Below are 16,928 nucleotides of genomic sequence, written 5' to 3'. Positions count from 1 at the left end.
CCTAGCGGTAATATATTAGTGGCTCATAGAATCAAATTTCGTAAAGTAGCTCTCTGCCGCCGACACTTAACAATGGATTGAAAAATAAATAGTTCGTATCTTCACCATTTCATGTAAAGCGATCAGATCAGATTCAAAGTAGGTCGGAGCGAAGTGTAACCGAATGTACTCAGGCTATCAAGACGAGATAGGGCATCGCGTCGCAGATGATGCAACGTCTCGTATCCATGATGCATTGTGAGCAAGAGATACAGCAAAAAGCATCCGCAGAACGGATGCTTTTTGCTAATTTAGGATTACACCGCGGTATCGATTCCCGTATTGGAGCGTACGAGAATTTCATCGAATTCGACTTGATTGTCGGCTTTTCCTGTTTTACTAGACAATATGGTTCCGATATAACCAGCGATGAAGCCGAGTGGAATGGAGACAATACCTGGAGTCGTGAGCGGATACAGCGCGTGTCCAACGAAGATCGCCTTTCCAGCTTCAGGATGAAATACGTTCGGACTGACGAGAACGAGCCCCACGGAGGTGATCAGACCAACCATCATGGCCCAGATCGCACCATTCGTATTAAAACGCCTCCAGAAAATCGTATATAGAATAACAGGCAGGTTTGCACTTGCTGCAACGGCAAACGCTAGCGATACGAGGAATGCAACGTTAAGATTTTGTGCAAATAAGGCTAGAATAATGGAAATAACAGATATCCCAATGGAAGCATAGCGTGCCATATTGACCTGCTGCTTCTCTGTCGCTTGCCCTTTTCTCAAGATTTGATTGTAGAAGTCATGGGAGAAGGCTGCAGCAGCGGTAAGTACAAGTCCTGCTACAACGGCGAGAATGGTTGCGAAGGCGACAGCAGAAATAAATGCAAATAGCATATTGCCACCCAGTGCTTTTGCGAGGAGCGGAGCTGCCATGTTCCCTGCTTTATCCGCGGCGGTAATATCTCCATTTCCAACAAATGCAGCAGCCCCAAAACCTAGGAATATCGTCATCACATAGAAAATACCGATTATCCAAGTTGCGTATACAACCGAGCTGCGAGCTGTCTTCGCATTTTTAACCGTAAAGAAGCGGACAAGAATATGAGGAAGGCCCGCGGTTCCAAGAACTAAGCCCATCGTTAAGGAGAGTGTGTCAAGACCATCTTTATACTTAACACCAGGATTAAGGAATTTCTCTTTGAGTGGTGTTGCATCTTTGACATGATCAAACATGCCTGTGAGGCTCCAGTTGAATTTGTACAGCACGAGAATCGAGATAAGAAGCGTGCCGGCCATAAGCAGAATTGCTTTGACAATCTGTACCCAACTCGTTGCGTGCATTCCGCCAAAAGTGACGTAGATGGTCATAAGAACACCTACGATGATGACGGAGGTTGCAAAATCAATGCCGAGAAGCAGCTTGATCAAAGCTCCTGCCCCTACAAGCTGTGCAATCATGTAGAAGATGGATATGGCAATGGTATTAAACGCTGCGAATCCGCGAATTTTTGTCGTTTTAAAGCGAGCGGCAATCATATCCGCAAACGTATATTTCCCTAAATTTCGTAAAGGTTCTGCAACCAAGAAGAGTACGACCAAGTAAGCAACAAGGAAGCCGATGCTGTAGAAAAATCCATCAAATCCTGCTAGCGCAATCGATCCCGCAATCCCCAAGAACGAAGCCGCTGACATATAGTCCCCGGCAATCGCCATCCCGTTCTGCCATCCGGTTAAGCCGCCTCCAGCTGTATAGAATTCGCTTGCAGATTTACTCTTTTTCGATGCCCAATAGGTAATAATGAGTGTCACCGCAACGATGGCTAAAAACATAATAAATGCAGCAGTATTCATGGTTTACCTCCCTTTCTCAGCAATAATTTGGTCGGAGGCTTTATCAAATGTAGATGCCTTTTTGTAGTAAATCATACAAAATGCCCAGGTCATCACAAATTGCAGTAAGGCAAAGACCCAAGCCCATGTAATACTGCCGTAAAAGGAATAATTCAAGATGTCCGTGTAGGATGTAAGGATCGGCAAGGCGAAATAGAAGCAAAGGAAGAAGATTGTGAAAGGAATAATGAAGGTTTTCTTGGTTCGAATCAGCATTCTGAAGCTATCTGATTTCGCAATTGATGAGTATTGTTCGGGAGTTAATTCCTGCCTCTTGTGCTTGGCTGTTACCTTTTTACCTGCCATCAGCAATCCCTCTCATTCAATGAGTATACCTGCATCGTACAAAAAACGAAGCGCTTACAAAATACTCCGTGCAGTTAGAAGTGGCCACCACCTTTAATGTTCATGTAGATGTGTACAACTTGTGAAAATATAATTCGAAGATATTATACTATAAAATGAATTGTTGTAAAGATATACCTGATTTATGACTTTATTTCAGTCCATTACGATTTGTAATCGTGAAGAGTGTCTTCGAAATAGGCTTGATTGCTGATCTCATGCTGTGAAGTTGAATGTGTAACGTTATATGCACCATACTGGTGGTTTATACCTGTGTTTATAATTGCGGGAACTAGATAAGAAGTAAACGATCTGTTAAGATTCGAAGCAGAAGGGGGCGGAAGCGTAACCTATGAATAAGCCATGTACGCAGCATTTCGCAGCATTGAATGAATATGTTGAGCGGATTCAACATCAGATTTCAGCCACAGCAGCGGCTACCTATATTCTTCATAAGCAGGAAGTTGTTAACGAATGGTACTCTGGAACTCATGCAGCGTCCCGCTTCAACGTCGCATCGGTGAGGAAAACATATCTAGGGTTCGTGGTCAGCTTGGCATTGTATGAAGGGAAAATCCGCAACTTGGATGACTCTATCACGGACTACATAGACGACTATATAGATATCACAGATCAACAAATGGCAGCGACGCTAAGAGGGACGACGATACGTCATTTGCTGACTCATACGCACGGACTCCATCATTTGAATCGAAGATTGTTTCCTGCCGGTACCGACTGGGCCTATAACAACATGGGTGTAAACCTACTTATTAAGTTGATGGAGAAACTGTATGAGAAGCCGTTTGTCCACGTATTGGAGGAAACAGTGTTCCACCCGTGCGGATTTACAGAGACAGGATGGAGTAAAGAACGAGATGATAATCTGGTCTGGCTTCATGAAGAATATACGGATGATCAGGGGAATGATGGGAATTTATTTGTAAGTGCACGTGAGTTGGCGAGATGGGGACAGCTTCATTTAGATAAGGGCATGTACCAGGGAACTAAAATCATTCCAGCAGAAGTCTTCGAACTGGCTACATCCATATGTACACCGCCTCAATTAGAGACGCATTTGCCGAGGAACGGTTTCTTCTGGTTTGTTCAGGATGTTCCGCGCGCTGCATCTGAGCTGGGGGATCAGCTTCCGGGAGGTTCGTTTCAATCGCTCGGCATAACTGGCTGCGCTTGCCTTGTCATTCCAAAATATCAAACGGTGGCAGTAAGAATGTACAATCAACAGGGTGGAAATCCTGCAAGTTATGACTATTTAGAGGATATTAAAACGTTTGGCAATATGGTGTGCAATATGATCGAGAAAATGTAGTGAAAAACTGTGTTAGAAGGTTATCATCTACGAGATACAAGAAAGAAGCTCTCGATATTTCGAGAGCTTGCTAACCTGATTCTCATTACATCATATGTATGACACAAAATTAGAACTACTGTTTTATGTCACCAAGTCTCCCTCGACAAACTTGGTCATATAGAGCTCTGGCTGTGCAAGGAAATCCTCGAAACTACATACATCGCCGTATTCCTGGTGCTCTTCATCATAGTAACCGACGCATTTCGTCTTTGGATTCCAGACAAGGAGAATCGAAGAATAATTATCAACGACTGCGGAGAGACGCAGCAATTTCTTCCTACCTGCCTTCATTTCAATCGTATCTGAAAAAGTGAAGAACTCGATGTAGCCGATTTCGAACTCATTGTCAGGCAATTCGATCCGCAGCTTGTCTCCCATTAGAAAATCAATAACGTTTTGCGGCAGTTTATAGTTCTTCAGTGCCAATTTTTTATTTTCATAGGTATGGAATTCTGCAGGTTCCACTGACTTCAAATACTCGGCCATCGCGCTATCTTTATTTTGCACAGCAATCGTATAGGCACGATCACCGCCTTTTTCACATATACACACATCGGCTCCATGTTCAACTAAGTATTGAACCATCTTCAAATCGCCATTTCGTGCGGCAGTGGTTAAGGGGGTAGCACAATAAGGGAAGACCATATCCGGCTTATTGAAATTGATATCCACTCCATGCTGAAGCATAAATTCAATTGTACGCCAATCCCGATCGTTAACGGCTTTACGTAGTGTATAGCCGCCATAACTGGCTGCATCCAAGCCAAGCTCATGGATAAGCGGAAGGTTGTGTTTGTTCCCGTAATAAGCTTGTTGATAGGCATTGGACTTAAGCTGATCTAGGGCATCGACCTTGGCTCCATGCGCTACGATGTATCTTATGATCTCCTCTTCACAATAGCGAACAGCGAGCAGGAAGGACGGTTCCTTCTTATGATTCAAATTCACACCATGCTCGATAAGCAATTTAATTACCTCGAATTGTCCCGCAATTAAGGCTGCTTCTATCGGGATCACAGTCGTATATTGGCTTATTCTAATCTCTTGTTCCATATCCCAGCCCTGTGCAATGGCATCGCGCAGCTCTGATAGATTGCCTTCATTGATGTGTCTGACAAGATCAGGAAGCGACGTATCGGTTCCAATGTCCTTTAGCTTAAACATCTCAACAACTCCACTCTACAGCAGTTATTCATTGACCGAAAACGTTGAAGCTATTAATTCAACATAGCCATCATATCCTGTAATCATATAATGCCTTAGACCAAGCCTATTTTTAGGGTCATATTTTTTAACATTTTCCTGCAGGTATGTAGAATTAACCACTTCATAAAAACCTAAATGATGAAATTTTTCTTGATCAGGGACATCAATATAATAACCATTATAATGATTCTCATAGAAAGGTACAGTTACGCATTTAGCTTCTGCCACTAGTGGGAAACAAATTTCAATATTCACACACTTGTCCCAATCTATGCTTTGCGGATTCTTCAATGGTATAGCACCAACTTCAACTTTTACGCCATCAGATTCTGTATAAACTACCTTTAGGTCAGTGGTGGATATTTTGAATTCGGGCATTACAGGTTTTAAAATTAACATACTTTTAAATCCTCGCACTATATAATTTCTCAACGATTTCTATCAACATTCAACTTCATTAATTACACCAGATTACTCCAAAAAGTTCAATCGGTTGTATGCACTCAAAAATCAAAATTTGAGTATAAATAAGGCTTTCAACAGATATAAAAACATTGACAGACAGTCTAGATGTAGATTTTAGTAGGTGGGTATGCTACCGTATTTGCAATACAGACAGGAGGTTTTAGAGGATGAAGGATAGGCCTAACCGTGTATGGGTTGATATCGTGCTTGTTAAGTTGCCACCTGATGGCTTGAAGGGGTTTGTACATCTTAGAGAAGCCTTGCAACTCACCACGAATGCCACACATTTATACCAACAATCTAAGTCATTGCCATATACGCTTATGGAAAAGGTGTACTTTGGTACAGCCGACTATTTAGTAAAGCGACTAAAGAACCCAGAGATCCTTCAAATCATCGAAAGGGATGATAGGGAGGAAGTGATATCCGTTGAAGCTCGGATCCCCGAGGAAGCCAAACAGATTCCAGAATTGCCGAAGCAACTAGTAGAATTTATAAATCTTGATATCTGCTTTGATTATATAGGAATGCTTCCAGCATATTACGCAGACATAAATGATTTTAATAAAATGCAGGAAGGCTATCGCTTTAACTCTCTCTCAGGGGAATTTCTCGTTTCAGATAAAAACGGCGATTGGCAAGATGGCTGGTATGTTTTCGCGGTGAACACGATGGACGATCCTTTTTATATTGACTTTACTCAAAAAGATATTGGCTTTCCTGTTTACTTTTCATATCACGGAACGGGAAAGTGGGTTCCGATTAAAATTGCAGATACGTTAGAACAATTTGAACAGATTTCGAGAGTACTCAAGAGTAAAGATTTAGAGGTTCCCTTTGATTTAAACGAACTGTCTTTAGAAATTGATTTGAATAATGAATTTTGGGATGAAGTGAACGGGACGTGTAAGGAACTGGATCAGTAGTATGGGCATAAATTTACATACACCTAATAAGCATACGGCGTAGGTAGTTCAATTTTAGCGAACGGCAATAATTATATTTTGCGTGGCGACGTTTGTGTACGACTTGTTTTGGATGTTTTGGATGTTTTGGGCGAACGCAAAGAATGCTTGTGAAAAGGGGTACCTAGATGAGTTATTTTACTGAAGCTGATTTTAAAAACTTATGGAAGAGGGAAGGATCAGCATATTTTATCCTGCCACTGCCATCCGATGAAGAATTAGCAGCGTTGGAGCAACGGCTTGGCGTTAAACTTCCCGCTTCTTACATTGAGTTTGTGTCCACATCGCAAAATGGTGGATTACTTAAACGCAATGGCTTTCCTATTCTTGATGGATCCGGCAATACGATTCGGCATGTAAAAATTGATTATATTAATGCAATCGGTCACCGTCCTGGAGATGAAAGTCTTCCAACGCACTATGCCGGACACAAGGCGCGTGATATGCCCCCACTCTTCTATGACATTCCAAATCTATTGGAAATTGGCAGCATCTTGGGTGCACCTTATTATGATTTCTTTGTTTTAAACTATTTGGAGTGTGGGACAAGCGGGGAGCCGTCTGTAGCTTTCATAACTCGAAAAGTTCGACGTGGCAAAAACGGCGAACCTGTCAATGGAAAAGAAGACTGGCGGAATATTAACGAAACATATTATTGGGAATTGACAACCGTTGCCCCTACTTTTGATGCATATATCAAAGACCTTATCGTTATGCCCAAACTGCCCGCCTTTGACTTTGCAGCACTAAAAGCGCCATTGAAACAAGCCGCACAAAAATCATTCCGCGAAATAATAAAAGCGCATGGACATGAAGTAATTATCTCTTTTGGCCTGTACGTTGATGATGAAGGCTCTATGGTAGCGGACGCGGCAAATACAAAAGCACATTTCGAAAAACTTGTGGCTGAAGATCCCTCAGATAAGGATTATTTTGCTTACGCCACTAACGAATGGCGTTATGAAGGCACAGATTTTACGCTCGATTTGTTCGAGCCGATTTGCAACGAACTTGCCATGTATAGTGCGGCTTTGGGATCAGATGGCAAAATGAAACGTTTCCGCGATAAGTTGCTTGATCTTTGTACGGACGTATTGGTGGAATTAAAAGCAGAGGATTTCTTCTCCGAAGAATATAATTCACCAGTCTTGCTTAGTGTCGGCGCTTCAAACGGCGATGTTTCTATTGCAAAAAGGAAAAAGATCCGCGCACTTTTGGCATATTGAAAGAGTTCAACTTTTCGCAAATCTATTAAGGTCGTTGGAGCTAAGAAAGATTTTGAACAGCAGAATTAATAAAATTCCGACAAGCCCGAGCAATACGCTCTGGCTTGTTTTTTGCCAAACCCCAAAAAGGTTCATTGACAAAACAGTCCAAAATTACGATGCATATGGTTATCATCGCTTCATCGAAATGATAGTATATACTTCCTTTTGTAGGTAAAGTACACTTAAGAAAGGAAGTTCATGGTAGTCCGAGGCGAATGCAGAGTCAGGTCTGATTTCTTATGATGGAGGTACCTATGACGGTTAAACGAATCGTTGCCAATATAGCTGCGTCGAATCTATCGGAAGCCAAGCGTTTCTACGAGGAAATTTTGGGGCTTGATCTCATGATGGATCATGGCTGGATCGCTACTTATGGTTCTAACGACCAAATGAGCATCCAGATAAGCATTGCTTCACAAGGAGGTTCTGACACGCCTGTGCCGGATGTGTCGATGGAAGTGGATGATGTCGATCCTGTACTAGAAAAGATGGAGCGTGCTGGATTCCCGATTGAATACGGGCCTGCAGATGAGCCATGGGGAGTGAGACGCTTTTATGTGCGAGATCCTTTCGGAAAGCTTGTAAATATTTTGGCACATGTGGATCATTCGTAATTGAGCTATCAATGGATAGATTCTTGCGTGCATTATTGCATGAAGGTAGCAAAAGAGCGGTAACATCGGAGAGGAATGAGCTTGGAATGCAGTGTGAGATGCGACAAAAATATCACGTGTTAGCCAGAGGCATTATGTTATCAGGGGAATACCTGCTAGTGGCACATTGTATTGGGATGGACAATACGTTCCTGCCTGGTGGACATGTTGAATTTCGGGAAGGAATGCAGGAGTCGCTGTCTCGTGAAATATTCGAAGAGATGGGCCTACAGTGTGAAGTGAAGCAGTATATTGGTGCGGTTGAAGCGGGTTATGAAGACAACAATGTTTATCATCAGGAAATCAATCATTTATTTATTGCGGATGCGCAGGGCATTGATCATTCTCGAAACCCGGAATCGAAGGAACAACATTTAGAATTTTATTGGATTCATGTCAATGAAATGGACAAGCATAATCTACTCCCGTATCCTGTTCGGGAAGCGATTACACATTGTAAGAGTGGCAATCGAACTCCCTTCTGGGGGAGCGACATTGCATCATCAGGGGAGAGCTGACTAGAATGACAGAGTTAACAATTGATTGTGGCGACATATTACTGCGTGAGTATCGAATGGAAGATGTGGATGCAATATGTGCATTAACGCAGCAGCCTGCTATTTTGGAATTCTTACCGGATTGGAACGCGACGAAGGAGCAAAGGTTGGATTGGATGGCCAACTACGAGTTGGTAGAGAATAAACATTTTCTGCAGGCGGTCGCAGAAGACGGACATATTGGTGATCTTTGCCTACGCTTGGGAATTGTGCTGAAGGAGACAGGTGCATTTATAGGCTGGTGCGTAACAGGGATGAAGGATGAATTGCCGTCTCCGAATCGGGAAATTGCGTATGCAATCTCCCGAGATTATTCCGGGAAGGGATATATGACGCAGGCGGCACGAGCGCTTATCGCCTATTTGTTCGAGAATACGGATGTAACAGAGCTGAATGCTGTAGCGCTATTGAACAATATTTCTTCAAATAGAGTGATCCAAAAGTGTGGGTTCATTCAATATGGTGAGATCGATATCGATGGGAAGGCGCATTTGTATTACAAGCTGCGCAAGTCTGAATGGACTGGGAAGTAGAAGTGTGAAGAAATGAATGTTTAGCACCTGGGGCTTGAAAAGGAACTGGTTCATGATAAGAGAGAGAATAACAATAACGAGAATAAATTGGAGGATCATAATATGGGTACAAACAGCTTGAATGAAATGGTCGCACATCATACGAAGTTGGCCATTCAAATTGCTGAAACGATGGGGCACACGCTGGACTTCAGCAGCGAGAGTATTCATCGGGTGGAGGACATATTGGATAACTACGCGAATGATTATGCGAGTCATGATGATATGATTAAGCCGCTCGATCGAGAGGTGTGGTCAATAGCGGCGATTTGGGGCATCTATGTAGGAGAGATTATGAGGATTGAGCTGGGCGAAGAATGCAGATGGGAAGAGGTTGATGGAGGGTACCTGTTAAATGCTCATGGAGCCCAGGCCAATCCGATAGGGAAGGCATATAAACGCATTGTCAACGGTCCCGAGGATAATATCGTGTCGTTCTATGACATCATTGGGGAGAAAATGCGCGAGCATATCCAAAAAGGACAGGAGATCTAGCAGAGAGGAAAATGATATGGGGTATCACATCCAAGATAAATTGGTAGTGGCTGTAGCGTCGAGTGCGTTGTTTGATTTGACAGAATCAGATGCTGTGTTTCAGGAACATGGTGAAGAAGAATATCGGAAGTATCAGCGTGAGAATGAGAAGCGAGTGCTGGATAAAGGTGTGGCTTTCCCACTTATTAAAAGATTGCTCGGTCTGAACGATGCGGATATCGGCGCTCAAGCCGTTGAGGTCGTTCTGTTGTCCCGCAATGATCCGGATACTGGTCTACGCGTATTCAAATCGATAGAGCATTATGGTCTGCCTATTACGCGCGCGGTATTCGTCACGGGAAATGATCCGTTTGTATATATGGATGCTTTTAATGCGTCGCTCTTCTTGTCTGGCAATAAGGATGATGTGAAGCAGGCCGTTGAGTTGGGATTGCCAGCGGGCTGCGTGTATCCGACTGATTTCGTTGATGATGAGGAAGATGAAGAGCTCCGTATTGCCTTTGATTTCGACGGAATTATTGCAGATGATTCGGCAGAGGCTGTATATGAAAAGGGAGCAATTGAGCTGTTTCATCAGCATGAGCGGTTGAAGGCGGGAGAGCCGCTCCCTGCCGGGCCGTTGCTGCGTTTCTTTCTTGAAATATCCAAGCTGCAGCGGAGAGAGATTAATCGCAGAATCGAGAATCCAGATTACCGGCCGAAAATAAGAGTCGCCATTGCGACGGCACGGAATGCTCCTGCGCATGAACGGGTGATTTCCACTCTACGAAAGCTGGATATTCGGATTGATGAAGCATTTTTCTTGGGCGGAGTTGAGAAGGAGCGGGTACTTAAAATCTTTAAACCGCACATCTTCTTTGATGACCAGGTTGGGCATATAGAAGGAGTTGCGAGAATCGCGCCTTCCGTCCACGTCCCGTTCGGAGTAAAGAATGTTGAGGCAGCAGGCGAAACACGACAGAGCAGAGAACTTGCATCGATCCTCTTAACAGAAGGGACTGGGATGCAGTGATGCAGAGCAGCGTAATAAAACATACTCATCTTGGCGTATATGGCGTGATGATGAGAAATAATGAAATACTGCTAATCAAAAAAGCAAGAGGCCCGCATGCAGGGAAATGGGATCTTCCGGGAGGAAGAATCGAGTTCGGTGAAGAGCCCTATGCAGCGCTTTTGCGGGAAATAGAAGAAGAAACAGGCGTCACGAATTGTTCGGGAACGATACGAACCGCGCTCTCTTACACCCTGATTTATCCCTATGCCGAGGATACGTTAGAAGAGCTCCATCACATCGGCATCATTTACAATGTAGACATACCTAATGATCATGAATTGAGAGTGGGCGGAGATGGGGAGGATTCACTTGGTGCTTGTTGGATTGCCATTGAAGATTTGCCCAAGTGTAAAGTTACTCCTTTTCTAGCCTTATTGTTCGAGCTTGATGCTGACATTTGAATGAAAATGCGAACATTCGTTCTTTTATTTTGTTAGAGAATGTAGTATAGTTAAAATCTGGGATCGGAAGAAAAGAGCGCATCGTGAGATTTCTATCCCTTATATTCCGTTTTTGAATAGCTGCATAACTAAACGTACTGCAACCCACCTTTCGATATTCGCTAGATGTGGGTTGTTTTGCATCCTATTATTAGAAGAGGAATAAGTGAACATCAGACGGGGTGACAATAATGGAAAATACGATCATCAAGCAACATTACATAGCTCAGGAATATCTGATTTGCCAGGCGACATCTGAGCATTTTGAGGCAATGCTGAACATATTTCTAGAGACGGCCGAGTGGCTCAACAGCAAGGGAATAAGACAATGGGGACATTTTCTTGACGGATATGGCAGAGATGATATTACAGCGAGCATTGACAGTGGTTCTGCCTATGTCGTCTTGCAAGGAGATACTGTGATTGGCACGGTTTGTGTTCTCATAGAACCAGAGGAGTGGGATCACCATATTTGGCCTGATACCAATCTAGAGGATTCTGTAATGATTCATCGATTGGCCGTGTCACGGGACTATGCCGGGACGGGGATAGGCAAGCAAATCATAACGTGGGTAGAGAATGGCTTGCAATTTCCTTCTGCAAAGAAGTATATAAGGCTTGATTGCGTTGGTGATAATGAGAAGTTGAATGCATATTACTTGAAACAAGGCTTCGAAAAGGTAGGGAGTACAGACGGTCATAGCAAATACCAAAAGGAAATTGGAGTTGTAGTTTCATAATCGTTGTTTGGATGCTATTTATTGAGGGGAGATGCGGGCATGGAGGCAATACTTGTTGATAAAGGGTCGATGATGGCAGTAGGTGTTTCATTACAAGCGATCTTGCCAATTGAACGGGAAGAAAGAAATATCCCGAAGCTTCACGATGCATTCGAAAGTCGGATAAGTGAAATCGAGCACAGAATGAATAATGATTCGATTGGTATCTTTATCGATCCACCCAATTATGATTACAGAACGGATCCCTTCACATGGATGGCTGCTGTAGAAGTATCTTCATTAGAAAACATTCCCGAAGGAATGAGTTCGATTACCCTTCCTGCCAGCACTTATGTTCGAGCTGCCTATCAAGGGCAACCTCATGAAGCTTATCAAGTCTATGACTTTTTATATAACTGGATTGAGCAATCAACCTATGAACTTGCTGATTCATACGGCATTGAATTTCGAAGAGTATCTGTCGAAGGCGATCAAGGAGAAGAAGTTATCGAGCTGATGCTGCCTATAATATCAGAATCGTGAAGAGCGTGGGGATGAACGCTGTTTGGAATAGCAAAAATCAAATCTTAGATCGAATCGGTATAAACTATGGCGAGCAAGTCTCGAAGTGAGACTGTATTTCATCTTTCGAAAGGTATGGAAAGCATATCGTCTGAATGGTCGTCCGATTTATACGCAGTAAGTTATGATTATGACACATAATACAACTGGATCCTATTTTATCTGAATGTCATTTAACTAACTTGAGGGGATCGATGTACTATGATTCGTGTATTGGCTGTGACGGATAAGTTAGAATTGAGAAGGGATATCACCTTAGAGGAGCTTAAGCAGATACAAGCAAAGTGGTACTGGGTCGACTTCAATGAACCTTCGCCTGAAGAAGCGTTGCTCCTGGAGCAGTATTTCCATTTCCACCCGTTGGCAGTTGAAGATTGCTTGCACCATTTGCTGCAGCGGCCGAAAGTTGATCATTATGAAAACACTCATTTTTTTGTTCTGCACTCACTCCACCCTCATACATTTGCGGCGGAAGAAGTGGATTTATTTTGGGGAGACAATTTTATTGTAACATTTCATTTGAATCCTTCACAGGAAATCGACGACGCATGGAATCGCATTGCGGAGAATCAGCAGTTGTTCGAAGCTGGCCATGTGTATGCGGCTCATTTGGTTATCGATAAGTTAGTCGATCAATATTTCCCTGCGGCCTATCAGCTTGAAGATCAATTGTCTGATATTGAATCCAAAGAGGGGAAAGACTCTATCCAAAGCGTGATGGACGACATATTTGAAATCAGATCCAAGCTGTTAAAACTGCGAAAAACGATATTGCCGATGAGGGAATTGATGTACCGAATCATTAATTCCGAGCGTATCGAAGGCGTAAAGACCAACATGCTCTACTTCACAGATATTTATGACCATTTGTTGAAGCTCTCCGAAATGATCGAATCGAACCGTGAGATGACTGCTGATATGAGAGACAGCTATATGTCCTTAAACTCCAATCGAATGAATACGATTATGAAGACATTGACAGTCATAACGACTATTTTTATGCCACTAACTTTCATAGTTGGAATATACGGTATGAACTTTGATAACATGCCTGAGCTTCATTGGAAATGGGGTTATTTTATCGTTTTGGCAGTTCTCGTTGGCGGCGGCATTGGAATGTACGCATGGTTTAAAAGAAAAGGCTGGTTTGATTGAAAAATGGAGCAGGGAATTCAAGAATATAAGAGTCGCTATAGGGAGGCCGCAACAACATGAACAACATGAATACACCAGTTAACCTCAAGAGGGATTCGGATTGGGAACAGGTGCGAGAGTTGCTAGCAGCATGTATGTACCCAAACGAAGAGAAGATCAATAGACAGGTTGTTCTCTACCGAAGCGATGAGTCACTGTTCCTGTATGGAGTTGTCATTCAAGCAGAGCTGGTCGGATTAATTGGTGTACGTGCAGATGCAACCGGAGAAGGCGTACTGCGTCATATCGCGGTAAAGCCGCACCTTCGTGGTCAAGGAATTGGACATGCGATGATCAAACATGTGATGCAGATCCACAATCTTGTTAGACTTGAAGCAGAAACGGATCGAGATGCGGTTGGGTTCTATCAGAGAGCTGGCTTTGATGTTACAAGTCTTGGTGAAAAATATCCGGGTGTGGAGCGATTTTTATGCGTGTTAAAGAGTTATTAGGTGTATAATAATGGAATAATTGAATTTCGACTTCAGACCCAGTCCTACAGAAGCATGATCTTGTAAAGCTGGGTTCTTTTATTTCTATTTCTAAAGTGTGTGCTCAGAAAGGTGATAGATTTGATGCCGAATCAGACATTAGCTGTAGAGCAATTGCGTATAACAGATACGCAGGGATTGATAGACCTATCCGCTTCGATCGGTTGGGATTATGATGAACAGGATATTCAGACGATTATGTCATCGGGAACGGTATGGGGACATCGCAATGAGCAAGGGGACATTATTTCTAGTGCCGCTATTCTTACCTACAAGCCTGGATTGTCTACCATTGGTATGGTTATCGTTGATCAACGCTATAGAGGGATGGGCTTAGGGAAGGCGGTTGTTCAAGCTTGTATGGACGCTGTTGATAACAGCGACACCATTATGCTGATTGCAACGGAAGAAGGCCGACCTTTGTATGAAGGCATGGGATATCATACCGTGTCGTACGTCAATAAGCTTGTATGTTCTAGCTACAATTCCACATTATCTAATCGGAGTGACTATGTCTCTGAAATGCGTACCATGCCGCTAGGGTTGGAACACTTCCCCGGGATTCGTGAGCTGGATCAGTTGGCCATTGGAGCAGACAGAGAGACATTCCTATCTGCTCGCTGGAAACAGGCGAAGCAGGGGGTAGTTGTACTGGATAACAAAGGTACTCTGATCGGGTATGGATTTGCCGTTCAAGGCCCGAAGTATCTCGTTCTTGGACCAGTGGTAGCTGTACGGCAGGAAGCGGCATCAGCCATGATTCATTACTTGGCCGAAGATAACCGGGGCAAGCTGCTTCGTATTGATGTGCCAGAGGAACAACCTGAATTTATCGAGCTGTTGATACAGGCTGGTTTTGAGAGAGAAACCCATCCTCCGGTGATGATTAAGAATGCACAACAGCTGCCGGCAAGAAATCGTACACTATACGGGATTGCAGCGCAAATATTTGGATAACGGGTGGAACTAGGTCAGAAGTGTCTTGCCCATACGCGTGTAGCTGGTCAACGACAATGTAAACTGAGGTGAAATGAATATGGAGTGGTCTGCTCTTATTATTTCGTTTTTCTTCTTAGCTACACTCGTCAGAATTGAAATTAACACCAAGAAGAAGCTTGATAATGATAAGAAGATAATGAAACAGCTTCAGGATATCTTGGATGAATTAAAGAACATGAAGAATTGAAGGAGGAAGCAAGATGATATCAACATTTCCTAGATTAGAAACGGACAGAATGATTCTACGGCAGCTCAGGTCGGAGGATGCGCCCAATCTATTCGAGAACTTCTCAACGGACGAAGTAACGCAGTATTATAACTTGGATAATTTCGTGGCGATTGAACAAGCCGAACAATTAATAGAGAGATGGAACCAACGATTTGAGGAAGGACAGAGCATTCGCTGGGGAATTGCACTACGATCGGAGGATAGAATCATTGGGACTTGCGGCTATCACAACTGGCGGAGAGCAGATTGCAAAGCCGAGATAGGATACGAATTGAATCCAAGTCATTGGAGTAAGGGCCTGATGATGGAAGCATTGAACCGCATAGTCGCATTTGGATTTGAGGAGATGCAATTAAACCGAATCGAAGCCTATGTGTTTGGAACAAATACGGCTTCACAAAAACTGCTTGAGAAGTCCGGATTCCACCAAGAAGGATTGCTGCAGGAGTGCTATCGCAAAAATGACAGGTTTATAGATGCTATTCTATTTGCCAAGCTTCAAAAGGATCATGCAGAAAACATATAAAAGATGAAGTGATACTGTACACCCCTCACTCGCATGTAGTACACGAATCAGTTACGCGGAGAAGTGAGAACAATGAAGCTAGTGTGTACAATTAGGTTAGGTAGGTGTTGCATGAAGAAAATAATATCGATTGTGGTTGTTGTCTTGCTTTTGTCCTTTGTGTTTTTCGTCTATACGGAAATTGAAGGATTACCTTGGAAACATGCTGAAGTAAAGCGGAAGGCAATCGATTATATGAAACAAAAGTACAATATGGATGTTGCAGCGGAAGGAAGTTCTTATAATTTTAAATTTAAAGTATATACAGCGAAAGTATATAACGTGAAGGATTCGAACAAAGCGATTATTCGTGTGGACGATGATAGTGACTTCGACGCCGAGGGCAACTATGTTGGGAAGCGATTGCAAGACGATTATACCCTTGTGTATTGGTCTGAATCTATTCGCGATGGACTGCAAGTAAAGCATCCTGATCTGTTCAAGCTTCAAGATATTGAATCGATTCAGATTGAATACGCATATTACACATTATCACTTACCGAAGGGCTCAGCGGTGATCAGGATCAGAACGGGGTGCACATTCCGGTAAAGCCGAAGGATGTTCCTGAATTGTTTATTCGATTGAAGTCTGTCGATATAGGCGACCATGTGTTGGAGCAATTGCGTGAGGTAATCAATGATATGGTGAGAACCTCCCAACCCATGGGTGTCTTCGTAAGGGCAGCTGAGACGAAAGGGACTCAACAAAATAAAATGTCAAAGAACGAAATTCTTCATCTAGAGCACGATCAACTCAAGTTTATCCAGTCTATAGAGGATTTGAAGAAGAACATAAAGCTCTTGTAAGGGAACGCAGAGCTGTCTCAACTGTCATTACGCTAATGACATGAGGCAGCTCTTTTTTTGTTGCAGT

The 16,928-nt window shown here is 43.1% G+C and carries 21 protein-coding genes; 17 read left to right on the top strand and 4 right to left on the bottom strand.

Going from position 1 to position 16,928, the window contains the following annotated elements:
• Positions 1–296: 296 nt before the first annotated feature.
• Positions 297–1,844 carry a solute symporter family protein gene (locus M3661_RS11280; protein ID WP_251484862.1) on the bottom strand — a complete coding sequence of 516 codons (1,548 nt, stop codon included), beginning with the start codon at positions 1,842–1,844 and terminating at the stop codon, positions 297–299.
• Between the two features lie 3 nt (positions 1,845–1,847).
• The gene (locus M3661_RS11275; protein WP_251484860.1) at positions 1,848–2,189 is read right to left on the bottom strand and encodes a DUF485 domain-containing protein; all 342 of its coding nucleotides are present in this window, start codon (positions 2,187–2,189) and stop codon (positions 1,848–1,850) included.
• 391 nt (positions 2,190–2,580) lie between these two features.
• Between M3661_RS11275 and M3661_RS11270 the strand changes: the two genes are divergently transcribed.
• Complete coding sequence (locus M3661_RS11270) at positions 2,581–3,558, top strand: serine hydrolase domain-containing protein (RefSeq protein WP_251484857.1); 978 nt, start codon at positions 2,581–2,583, stop codon at positions 3,556–3,558.
• A gap of 123 nt (positions 3,559–3,681) precedes the next feature.
• Here the strand turns inward: M3661_RS11270 and M3661_RS11265 are convergent, their stop codons facing one another.
• Together M3661_RS11265 and M3661_RS11260 are read right to left on the bottom strand one after the other, a co-directional pair.
• Positions 3,682–4,764 (bottom strand): ankyrin repeat domain-containing protein, encoded by a 1,083-nt coding sequence (locus M3661_RS11265; protein ID WP_251484854.1) that lies wholly within the window; start codon positions 4,762–4,764, stop codon positions 3,682–3,684.
• Between the two features lie 24 nt (positions 4,765–4,788).
• A complete protein-coding gene (locus tag M3661_RS11260; protein WP_251484852.1) occupies positions 4,789–5,205 on the bottom strand; it encodes a hypothetical protein in 417 nt (138 codons plus the stop codon).
• 233 nt (positions 5,206–5,438) lie between these two features.
• Between M3661_RS11260 and M3661_RS11255 the strand changes: the two genes are divergently transcribed.
• The 16 genes from M3661_RS11255 (at position 5,439) to M3661_RS11180 (ending at position 16,861) form a co-directional block, all read left to right on the top strand.
• Positions 5,439–6,197, top strand: coding sequence for an SMI1/KNR4 family protein (locus M3661_RS11255; protein ID WP_251484849.1), 759 nt, complete (start codon positions 5,439–5,441; stop codon positions 6,195–6,197).
• Positions 6,198–6,364: 167 nt separating this feature from the next.
• Positions 6,365–7,462, top strand: coding sequence for a DUF4303 domain-containing protein (locus M3661_RS11250; RefSeq protein WP_251484846.1), 1,098 nt, complete (start codon positions 6,365–6,367; stop codon positions 7,460–7,462).
• A 296-nt stretch (positions 7,463–7,758) separates the two neighbouring features.
• Complete coding sequence (locus tag M3661_RS11245) at positions 7,759–8,118, top strand: VOC family protein (RefSeq protein ID WP_251484843.1); 360 nt, start codon at positions 7,759–7,761, stop codon at positions 8,116–8,118.
• Positions 8,119–8,204: 86 nt separating this feature from the next.
• On the top strand, positions 8,205–8,675 hold the full coding sequence (locus M3661_RS11240) for an NUDIX domain-containing protein (protein ID WP_397376513.1): 471 nt from the start codon (positions 8,205–8,207) through the stop codon (positions 8,673–8,675).
• 5 nt (positions 8,676–8,680) lie between these two features.
• Positions 8,681–9,247, top strand: a complete 567-nt coding sequence (locus tag M3661_RS11235; protein WP_065290611.1) for a GNAT family N-acetyltransferase — start codon at positions 8,681–8,683, stop codon at positions 9,245–9,247.
• Positions 9,248–9,349: 102 nt separating this feature from the next.
• Complete coding sequence (locus tag M3661_RS11230) at positions 9,350–9,781, top strand: hypothetical protein (RefSeq protein WP_065290610.1); 432 nt, start codon at positions 9,350–9,352, stop codon at positions 9,779–9,781.
• 16 nt (positions 9,782–9,797) lie between these two features.
• The gene (locus M3661_RS11225; protein ID WP_083189067.1) at positions 9,798–10,793 is read left to right on the top strand and encodes a 5'-nucleotidase; all 996 of its coding nucleotides are present in this window, start codon (positions 9,798–9,800) and stop codon (positions 10,791–10,793) included.
• On the top strand, positions 10,793–11,236 hold the full coding sequence (locus M3661_RS11220; protein WP_065290627.1) for an NUDIX hydrolase: 444 nt from the start codon (positions 10,793–10,795) through the stop codon (positions 11,234–11,236). Before M3661_RS11225 ends, M3661_RS11220 begins: the two co-directional genes overlap by 1 nt.
• Before the next feature lie 230 nt (positions 11,237–11,466).
• The gene (locus M3661_RS11215; protein WP_065290609.1) at positions 11,467–12,015 is read left to right on the top strand and encodes a GNAT family N-acetyltransferase; all 549 of its coding nucleotides are present in this window, start codon (positions 11,467–11,469) and stop codon (positions 12,013–12,015) included.
• Positions 12,016–12,054: 39 nt separating this feature from the next.
• Positions 12,055–12,537 carry a GyrI-like domain-containing protein gene (locus M3661_RS11210; protein WP_251484838.1) on the top strand — a complete coding sequence of 161 codons (483 nt, stop codon included), beginning with the start codon at positions 12,055–12,057 and terminating at the stop codon, positions 12,535–12,537.
• Positions 12,538–12,777: 240 nt separating this feature from the next.
• Positions 12,778–13,731, top strand: coding sequence for a magnesium/cobalt transporter CorA (gene corA / locus M3661_RS11205; RefSeq protein ID WP_065290607.1), 954 nt, complete (start codon positions 12,778–12,780; stop codon positions 13,729–13,731).
• A 56-nt stretch (positions 13,732–13,787) separates the two neighbouring features.
• Positions 13,788–14,222, top strand: coding sequence for a GNAT family N-acetyltransferase (locus tag M3661_RS11200; protein WP_251484823.1), 435 nt, complete (start codon positions 13,788–13,790; stop codon positions 14,220–14,222).
• Positions 14,223–14,345: 123 nt separating this feature from the next.
• Positions 14,346–15,218 (top strand): GNAT family N-acetyltransferase, encoded by an 873-nt coding sequence (locus M3661_RS11195; protein ID WP_251484820.1) that lies wholly within the window; start codon positions 14,346–14,348, stop codon positions 15,216–15,218.
• Positions 15,219–15,297: 79 nt separating this feature from the next.
• Complete coding sequence (locus M3661_RS11190) at positions 15,298–15,447, top strand: hypothetical protein (protein WP_155987193.1); 150 nt, start codon at positions 15,298–15,300, stop codon at positions 15,445–15,447.
• A gap of 13 nt (positions 15,448–15,460) precedes the next feature.
• The gene (locus M3661_RS11185; RefSeq protein ID WP_285852959.1) at positions 15,461–16,015 is read left to right on the top strand and encodes a GNAT family N-acetyltransferase; all 555 of its coding nucleotides are present in this window, start codon (positions 15,461–15,463) and stop codon (positions 16,013–16,015) included.
• Between the two features lie 111 nt (positions 16,016–16,126).
• The gene (locus M3661_RS11180; protein WP_251484816.1) at positions 16,127–16,861 is read left to right on the top strand and encodes a YfjL-like protein; all 735 of its coding nucleotides are present in this window, start codon (positions 16,127–16,129) and stop codon (positions 16,859–16,861) included.
• The last annotated feature ends 67 nt before the right edge of the window (positions 16,862–16,928 follow it).

Origin of the sequence: Paenibacillus sp. MER 180, assembly GCF_023713665.1 — a bacterium.
GTDB classification, from domain to species: domain Bacteria; phylum Bacillota; class Bacilli; order Paenibacillales; family Paenibacillaceae; genus Paenibacillus_B; species Paenibacillus_B suaedae.
The sequence above is the reverse complement of the archived record's forward strand: the minus strand, read 5'-3'. Positions and strand labels throughout refer to the sequence as shown.

Coding starts and splice junctions, on each gene's coding strand:
- M3661_RS11280 (WP_251484862.1), bottom strand. CDS start 1,844: ATGAATACTGCTGCATTTATTATGTTTTTAGCCATCGTTGCGGTGACA.
- M3661_RS11275 (WP_251484860.1), bottom strand. CDS start 2,189: ATGGCAGGTAAAAAGGTAACAGCCAAGCACAAGAGGCAGGAATTAACT.
- M3661_RS11270 (WP_251484857.1), top strand. CDS start 2,581: ATGAATAAGCCATGTACGCAGCATTTCGCAGCATTGAATGAATATGTT.
- M3661_RS11265 (WP_251484854.1), bottom strand. CDS start 4,764: ATGTTTAAGCTAAAGGACATTGGAACCGATACGTCGCTTCCTGATCTT.
- M3661_RS11260 (WP_251484852.1), bottom strand. CDS start 5,205: ATGTTAATTTTAAAACCTGTAATGCCCGAATTCAAAATATCCACCACT.
- M3661_RS11255 (WP_251484849.1), top strand. CDS start 5,439: ATGAAGGATAGGCCTAACCGTGTATGGGTTGATATCGTGCTTGTTAAG.
- M3661_RS11250 (WP_251484846.1), top strand. CDS start 6,365: ATGAGTTATTTTACTGAAGCTGATTTTAAAAACTTATGGAAGAGGGAA.
- M3661_RS11245 (WP_251484843.1), top strand. CDS start 7,759: ATGACGGTTAAACGAATCGTTGCCAATATAGCTGCGTCGAATCTATCG.
- M3661_RS11240 (WP_397376513.1), top strand. CDS start 8,205: ATGCAGTGTGAGATGCGACAAAAATATCACGTGTTAGCCAGAGGCATT.
- M3661_RS11235 (WP_065290611.1), top strand. CDS start 8,681: ATGACAGAGTTAACAATTGATTGTGGCGACATATTACTGCGTGAGTAT.
- M3661_RS11230 (WP_065290610.1), top strand. CDS start 9,350: ATGGGTACAAACAGCTTGAATGAAATGGTCGCACATCATACGAAGTTG.
- M3661_RS11225 (WP_083189067.1), top strand. CDS start 9,798: ATGGGGTATCACATCCAAGATAAATTGGTAGTGGCTGTAGCGTCGAGT.
- M3661_RS11220 (WP_065290627.1), top strand. CDS start 10,793: ATGCAGAGCAGCGTAATAAAACATACTCATCTTGGCGTATATGGCGTG.
- M3661_RS11215 (WP_065290609.1), top strand. CDS start 11,467: ATGGAAAATACGATCATCAAGCAACATTACATAGCTCAGGAATATCTG.
- M3661_RS11210 (WP_251484838.1), top strand. CDS start 12,055: ATGGAGGCAATACTTGTTGATAAAGGGTCGATGATGGCAGTAGGTGTT.
- corA (WP_065290607.1), top strand. CDS start 12,778: ATGATTCGTGTATTGGCTGTGACGGATAAGTTAGAATTGAGAAGGGAT.
- M3661_RS11200 (WP_251484823.1), top strand. CDS start 13,788: ATGAACAACATGAATACACCAGTTAACCTCAAGAGGGATTCGGATTGG.
- M3661_RS11195 (WP_251484820.1), top strand. CDS start 14,346: ATGCCGAATCAGACATTAGCTGTAGAGCAATTGCGTATAACAGATACG.
- M3661_RS11190 (WP_155987193.1), top strand. CDS start 15,298: ATGGAGTGGTCTGCTCTTATTATTTCGTTTTTCTTCTTAGCTACACTC.
- M3661_RS11185 (WP_285852959.1), top strand. CDS start 15,461: ATGATATCAACATTTCCTAGATTAGAAACGGACAGAATGATTCTACGG.
- M3661_RS11180 (WP_251484816.1), top strand. CDS start 16,127: ATGAAGAAAATAATATCGATTGTGGTTGTTGTCTTGCTTTTGTCCTTT.